Below are 6399 nucleotides of genomic sequence, written 5' to 3'. Positions count from 1 at the left end.
GTCCAGTACCGGGCGGCCCAGCGTTCGCCGTGGTCCCGGGTGGCAGCACCAACGTCTTCGCCCGCGCGCTAGGCTACTCTGCGTCACCGGTGGAGGCGACCGGCGAGCTGCTGCGCGCGCTCCGCGAGGGCCGCACCCGGCGGATCAGCCTCGGCCAGGCTCAGTACGGCGACGAACGGCGCTGGTTCACGTTCTGTTTCGGCATCGGTCTGGATGCCCAGGTCGTCGCGCGGGTCGAAGAGAAGCGTGGCGAGGGCAGGCGCAACACCGCCGGCCTGTTCCTGCGGACCGCGGCGGGTCAGATCCTCCACGGCACCGACCGCCGCGGTTCGCCCATCACCCTGACGACCACCGACGCCGGCTCGGCCCCCGACCCCGGGAGCACCGGCCCCGGGAGCACCGGCCCCGGGAGCACCGGCCCAGCGGGCAGGCGGGCCGAGGAGCACATCGCCTTCTGCATCGTCTGCAACACCCGCCCGTGGACCTACCTCAACTCCCGTCCCGTCCTCGCCTGCCCGGACGCGTCCTTCGACACCGGTCTGGACCTCCTCGCGCTGCGGCGGGTGCGGTTGCCCAGCGTGCTGTGGGCCGCCTCGCGGATACTCACCGACGGCGAGGGTCCGCGCGGTCGCAACGTGGTGCGCCGCCACGACACGTCGTCGATTCGCTTCTCCACGGACACACCCCTGCCGGTGCAGATGGACGGCGAGTATCTCGGGATGTTCTCCGAGGTGCTGCTGACCCACCATCCGCACGCGCTGCGCGTCGTCGCCTGACGGCTGCCCGCCCGGGAGAATGTCCGCTCAGGCGTCGAGCGCCGTGGTGGGGGTCCCGTCCGGCCGGGACAGTGCCTGGCGGATCTCCACGGGGTCGTCGCAGATCGCCCCGGTGACGCCCGCGTCGCGGATCCGCCGGGCGTCCTCGACGCTGGTCACCGTCCAGGTGATCAGCCGGACGCCGGCCTCGCGCGCCCGTCCAGCCGCGTCGGAGGTGCCGAGCACCGCGCTGGTGTGCACATGCAGTTCGGTGTGGCCCGCCGACCGTGCGTAGGCGAGGCCGCCGCTCACCGACATCCGGGGCATGGTGAGGAACGCCGTCGTGACCGCGAGGCCGGCGTCACGCACCGCCTCGATGGCGAACCAGTCGAACGACGACACCGTGATGCCGCCGGCACCGGCGTCGAGGTCGGCGGCGTCCGGCCGGCGGCCGGCCCATCCCCGGGCCCGCAGCGTCTCGGCGAGCCGGCGCGCGGTCTGCTCCCGGGGTGCGTCGAAGTCCGGCTGCCCGGGCTGGTTCTTGATCTCACAGATGAGCCGACCGCGACCATCCCACACGTCAAGGATCTCATCGAGCAGGGGAATGCCCCGGGCCCGCAGCGCCGCCGTGGTCTGCCGGATCACCGCCCGGCCGGCGGGGCGGGACAGCCGCGCGTCGTGCACGCAGACCAGGTCGCCGTCCGCGCTGCGCCGCACGTCGACCTCGACACCGTCGGCGCCCACCCGCAACGCGGCATCCACCGCCTCGACCGTGTTCTCCGGGCCGGGAACCCTGCTGCCACGATGACCGAGAACCTCCATGCTCCAACCCTGCCATCTCCGGCGGCGCGAGCGGGTCAGATCGGGCCGGGATGACGGCGCACACCGGCGCCGGAGCAGCCCTCAGACAGCCCTCGGGCAGCCCCCGGACAGCACAGAACGGATCCATGACCGACTGGCCTGACATCGGCGGCTTGATCGCCGAGGATCCGGGCCGCCCACCGGCCGCACCGGTAACGATCGGTGCGACGGAGTGTGACATCCCCTGGCAATCGGGGCTCCCGTGACACGTCGGCCAGCTAAGGAGACGGTCGCCCCCCGTGGTCCGCCTGTGTCCCTGCCGGACAAGTGCAGGCCAGCCAGGCTGTGAAGAGGCTTGCAGGTTCTTGCGCCGTTGCCTGTTCGGGTGGGAGGGTGGCGAATGTCCGAGGTGGATGCACGTGCACCCGGGCTCACCGACACCCGGCAACCCGCTCTACGGCCCGCCGCCGAGGCCGAGCAGACATCCTGCTCAATTTATTTTCACCTCGGCACAACCGTAGCGGCTCACAAAGCGTCTCATGTGCAGTGTGGCCCGAGACGAGAGAGGGAGTTGTACGCATGGACTGGCGCCACAGAGCGCTCTGCCGTGACGAGGATCCCGAGCTCTTCTTCCCGATCGGTACAACCGGTCCGGCGGAACGCCAGGTCGAAGAGGCAAAGGCCGTTTGCGCGCGGTGCGCAGTCACGAGTGACTGCCTCAACTGGGCACTGGACACCGGGCAGGACTCCGGTGTCTGGGGCGGGATGAGCGAGGACGAACGCCGGGCGCTTAAGCGCCAGGTCCGACTCCGGGTTCGAACCGCCTGACCGCAAGACCGTCCCCGACGGCGGGCCGACAGCGCCCGAGGAACCGGCACCACGTCCCGGGTCCGAACAACAACACCCGCTCGCGGCAGGCCCTGCCCGCCGGAACCGGCACCACCGGATCCACCGGCGGACCACAGTGGTCGCCGCATGAGATCATGCCACAACCCGTACCGCAGCACGGGGGTAGCTGGCAGCAGCATCGGCCGTTCTGTCCGCGCGCCCGCCGCAGCAATGCGGCGCGACGCGGACGGGGCGGCCGTAATGTTTTCTGCCCCCGACCGCGCCTCCCGGCGATCGGGCCCGCTCAGGCGAACCACCGCCCGGGACGCTCCCGACCCGGGCCCCCACGAGCACGCCACATCGGCACGACGGCACGACGGCCATGGACGAGGGACACATCTTGGGGGATACCCCCTCCCGGGCACCCTAAACACTCAACTTTCAGAAAGTGGGATCGACAGGAGCGCCTCCGTCCCGCACTCTGGACCGGCTTGGAGCCGGATAGTGCCGTGCATCTCGCCCAGCACCAGCTGGCGGACGATCTGCAACCCCAGCCTTGGCGAGTGCTCGAGCTGGAAGTCCTCGGGCAGCCCGGCACCGTCGTCGGCCACGACAACATCAAGCCGGTCTGCCAGGCGGCTGACCCGGATCTCGATGGAACCCGCCGAACCGTCGAACGCATGTTCTACAGCATTCTGTAGAAGTTCGGAAAGCACAAGAGCCAACGGGGTGGCGAGTTCGCCGGGAAGCCGCCCGAACGACCCGGTCCGGCGGGTGTTCGCCCGAGCCCCGGTGGAGGCCAGATCCACCGTGACCGAGGTGATCTGGTCGGCGATCTCGTCGAACGGCACGCTCTCCCCCAGGCTCTGGGACAGCGTCTCGTGCACGACCGCGATCGAGGTGACCCGGCGCACCGACTCTCGCAGCGCCGAGCGCGCCTCGTCGGCCTTCGTCCGCCGCATCTGCAACCGCAGCAGGGCGGCTACGGTCTGTAGATTGTTCTTGACCCTGTGATGAATCTCACGGATCGTCGCGTCCTTACTCAGCAGCAGCGCCTCGCGGCGACGCAGCTCGGAGACGTCCCGGACGAGTACCAGCACCTCCCGGGTCGCCCCGGGGAAGAGCGGGATCGCCCGCAGGAGCACCACCGTGCTCCCGACCGCGGCTTCCACCTCCACCGGCCGACGCCGGCCGAGCGCGTGCCAGACCGCCGGGGTCGCGGCGGACAGGTTCAGCGCCCGGTGCACGGAGCGGAGGTCCTCGCCCGTGACATTGCCGGTGTAGCCGAGCCTGCGGTACGCCGAGAGCGCGTTCGGGCTCGCGAAGATCACCTTTCCGGCGCCGTCGAGCCGCATCATGCCATCGCCCACCCGGGGGGACTCGGGAAGCTCCGCCGAGCTGCCGCGGAACGGAAAGGCGCCCTCGGCGATCATCAGGGCCAGGTTGTTGGCACCCTGCAGATAAGCCGACTCCAGCGCGCTCGGCGTCCGGGTGGTCGCGAGGTTGGTGTCCCGGGCGAGGACGGCGATCACCTCGTCACCCCGCCGGACCGGGATCGCCTCGGTCCGCACCGGGACCCCGCCGTCCCACTCGGGCTCGCCCTCCCGCGCGATCCGGTGTTCCCGCCAGGCGTTCTGGACCACCCAGCGATTGATCACGACGCTGCCGACCTCGTCGTTGTGGTACGCGGTCGGACCGGTGGTGGGACGGACCTGGGCCACGACGAGGAATTCGGCTCCGCTGGCGTGGCCGCCCCGACTGGCCCCCGAGCCGGAGCGGACAGGCACGAGCAGCAACAGATCAGCGAAGGAGAGGTCGGCGAGCAGAGCCCAGTCCGCGACGAGCGCGTGCAGGTGGTCGATGTCGTCGTCGCTGAGATCCGTGCTCGCGCGCAGCATGTCGGCGAGGGTTCCCACGGCTCGCAGACTGCCAGACCGGCTGGGTTCGTGAGGTGGCGGGCACCCCATCACAGTGGTCGATACCCGTACGCTGGCCGTTGTGACCGTCGATGATGCCGCGGCGGCCGCGCCGCTCGCCTGGCTCGCGGGCCACGCCCGGGCCCGGGTCGCCGCCGGGCTGCGCCGCGAGCTACGCCCGCGGGGCGGCCCGGACAAGCCGGGCGCGGGCGTGCTCGTCGATCTCGCGGGCAACGACTACCTCGGGCTCGGTCGTCATCCGGTGGTCGTCGACGGCGGGATCCGCGCCCTGCGCGCCTGGGGTGCCGGGGCCACCGGGAGCCGGCTCGTGACCGGGACGACCGCGTTGCACGGGGAGCTGGAGAACGCGCTCGCCGCGCACGCCGGATTCGCCTCGGCCCTGGTCTTCTCCTCCGGCTACACGGCGAACCTCGCGGTGGTCACCGCCCTGGCCGGCCCCGGCGACCTGGTCGTCTCGGACGCGCTGAACCACGCCTCGATCGTGGACGCCTGCCGGCTGTCCCGGGCGGACGTCGTCGTGACGCCGCATGCCGATGTGGCCGCGGTCGCGGCGGCCCTCGCTGGACGCCCCTGGCGGCGGGCACTCGTCGTGACCGAGTCGGTGTTCTCCGCGGACGGCGATCTCGCCCCGCTGACCGAACTGCACGCGGCCGCCCGGGCCCACGGAGCGGTCCTGGTCGTCGACGAGGCCCATGCGCTCGGGGTGGTCGGGCCCGCCGGTCGTGGGGCACTCGCCGCCACAGGCCTCGCCGGGAAGCCGGATGTGGTGGCGACGGCCACCCTGTCCAAGGCGCTGGGCAGCCAGGGCGGTGCGGTGCTGGGCGGGGTGGCCGTGCGCGATCACCTCATCGACACCGCCCGCAGCTTCATCTTCGACACCGGCCTCGCCCCGGCGAACGTGGGCGCCGCGCTGGCCGCCCTGGAGTTTCTGGGGGCCCACCCGGAGCTGCCCAGCACCGTCCGGCGCCGGGCCCGTCAGCTCGCCGACCTGACCGGCGCGCCGGATCCCGCCGGGGCCGCCGTCTCGGTGATCATTGGGGATCCCGAACCCGCGACCGCGGCCGCGGCGACCTGCCGCGGGCACGGGGTGGCCGTCGGCTGCTTCCGGCCACCGACGGTGCCGGTCGGGACCAGCCGGCTGCGCCTCGCCGCCCGGGCCGATCTCACCGATGCCGACCTCGCGATCGTCACCGACGCGCTGGCCGCCGCCGGGGTCCTGGCCCGATGACGGTCCTAGCCCGATGACGGTCCTAGCCCGATGACGGTCCTGGTGGTGACCGGGACCGGCACCGGGGTCGGCAAGACGGTGGTGACGGCCGCGGTCGGCGCGCTCGCGCACGACCGACGCCGCGCGGTCGCGGTGGTGAAACCGGCCCAGACCGGTGTCGGCCCCGGCGAGCTGGGTGACGTCGACCTCGTCCGCGATCTGACCGGGATTACCGACGTCCACGAGCTGGCCCGCTACCCCGACCCGCTCGCTCCGGCCACCGCCGCCCGCAGGTCCGGGCACCGGGCCGTCGACCTCGACGAGCTCGCCGCCCGGATCGGCACACTCGCCGACAGCCGCGATCTCGTCCTCGTCGAGGGCGCCGGCGGCCTGCTGGTCCGCTACGACGCGGGCGGCGCCACCCTCGCCGACCTGGCCCGGGTGCTGCGGGCGCCAGTGCTCGTCGTGACCGCCGCGGGCCTAGGCGCTCTGAACGACACGGCGCTGACCCTGGAGGCGCTGGCGCACCGCGGCCTGGACCTCGTCGGTGTGGTGGTCGGGTCCTGGCCGGCCGAACCGGACCTGGCCTGCCGGTGCAACCTCACCGACCTGGAAAGCCTGGCCGCCCGGCCGCTGGCCGGCGTCCTCCCGGCGGGAGCCGGCCTGCTGGCCCAGCCCGAGTTCCTGGCCGTGGCGCGTGCCTCGCTGCAACCGGCACTGGGCGGCACGTTCCATGCCCAGGAGTTCAGGGCTCGCTACGAGACATAACCACCATGCTCGATGGTGTTCGGGGCTCGATGGTGTTCGGGAATCCGGCCCCACATCCGCGCGCCGGTTCGACAATGGGTGCGCATGCACCTGGGTGCATGCG

6 protein-coding genes are annotated in these 6399 nt (G+C 72.3%); 4 read left to right on the top strand and 2 right to left on the bottom strand.

Annotated features, from left to right (window positions below):
• The coding region (locus AC08OP_RS18580) for a diacylglycerol/lipid kinase family protein (protein ID WP_476615354.1) at positions 1-776 on the top strand (776 nt) is incomplete at its 5' end.
• A 27-nt stretch (positions 777-803) separates the two neighbouring features.
• On the opposite strand, the gene AC08OP_RS18575 is transcribed toward AC08OP_RS18580, so the two are convergent.
• The gene (locus AC08OP_RS18575; protein WP_476615353.1) at positions 804-1577 is read right to left on the bottom strand and encodes a glycerophosphodiester phosphodiesterase; all 774 of its coding nucleotides are present in this window, start codon (positions 1575-1577) and stop codon (positions 804-806) included.
• Positions 1578-2135: 558 nt separating this feature from the next.
• Here AC08OP_RS18575 and AC08OP_RS18570 point away from each other — a divergent pair.
• Positions 2136-2384: a WhiB family transcriptional regulator gene (locus tag AC08OP_RS18570; RefSeq protein WP_011438134.1), complete on the top strand. Its 249-nt coding sequence runs from the start codon at positions 2136-2138 to the stop codon at positions 2382-2384.
• A 434-nt stretch (positions 2385-2818) separates the two neighbouring features.
• Here AC08OP_RS18570 and AC08OP_RS18565 read toward each other — a convergent pair whose 3' ends face one another.
• Complete coding sequence (locus AC08OP_RS18565) at positions 2819-4282, bottom strand: sensor histidine kinase (protein ID WP_476615355.1); 1464 nt, start codon at positions 4280-4282, stop codon at positions 2819-2821.
• Positions 4283-4382: 100 nt separating this feature from the next.
• Between AC08OP_RS18565 and AC08OP_RS18560 the strand changes: the two genes are divergently transcribed.
• Both AC08OP_RS18560 and bioD read left to right on the top strand, forming a co-directional pair.
• On the top strand, positions 4383-5549 hold the full coding sequence (locus AC08OP_RS18560; protein ID WP_476615352.1) for an 8-amino-7-oxononanoate synthase: 1167 nt from the start codon (positions 4383-4385) through the stop codon (positions 5547-5549).
• A gap of 30 nt (positions 5550-5579) precedes the next feature.
• Entirely contained in the window at positions 5580-6296 is a 717-nt protein-coding gene (gene bioD / locus AC08OP_RS18555; protein WP_476615351.1) for a dethiobiotin synthase, read from the top strand.
• The last annotated feature ends 103 nt before the right edge of the window (positions 6297-6399 follow it).

It is taken from the genome of Frankia sp. CeRuru1 (assembly GCF_977966315.1).
The sequence above is the reverse complement of the archived record's forward strand: the minus strand, read 5'-3'. Positions and strand labels throughout refer to the sequence as shown.